Source organism: Lentilactobacillus parakefiri, from assembly GCF_002157585.1.
Lineage (GTDB): Bacteria > Bacillota > Bacilli > Lactobacillales > Lactobacillaceae > Lentilactobacillus > Lentilactobacillus parakefiri.
Window position 1 is genome coordinate 1 of record NZ_BDGB01000056.1, and the last position, 513, is coordinate 513.

At 42.3% G+C, this 513-nt stretch carries 2 rRNA genes; both read left to right on the forward strand.

Going from position 1 to position 513, the window contains the following annotated elements:
• Positions 1-119: ribosomal RNA gene (locus LPKJCM_RS06160) — 23S ribosomal RNA — on the forward strand; the annotation flags it as partial.
• 76 nt (positions 120-195) lie between these two features.
• A 5S ribosomal RNA gene (gene rrf / locus LPKJCM_RS06165) occupies positions 196-312 on the forward strand.
• Positions 313-513: the final 201 nt, after the last annotated feature.

A 513-nucleotide genomic window follows, 5' to 3' on the forward strand; every position in this document is an offset into this window, starting at 1 on the left:
GATTTCCCATTCCTATATGGAAGTAAGACCCCTGAGAGATGATCAGGTAGATAGGTTGGAAGTGGCAGTGCAGTGATGTACGGAGCGGACCAATACTAATCGGTCGAGGACTTAACCAAGTAGAAATGGTGTTCAAAGGCAGAAAATTAATGTTAGCTAGTTTTGAGAGAACGAAGTTCTTTCAAGGAAAAATAGTGTGGTGGCGATAGCCAGAAGGATACACCTGTTCCCATGCCGAACACAGCAGTTAAGCTTCTGCACGCCAAGAGTAGTTGGGGGATCGCCCCCTGCGAGGGTAGGACGTTGCCACGCAATTTCGAAAGTCTTCAATGGTATTTACTATTGAAGGCTTTTGTTTTATACCTCGATTTAAAATTGAAGTGCAACACCTGCTCTACTAGACCAGTTCTTTATTCAGACTAGTCAAAAAGGCCATGAAGACCTATTCTTAATTCACCACAAACAAGAAAGAGGTATCTTCATGACCCGAATTAAGAATATCATATCTAATCA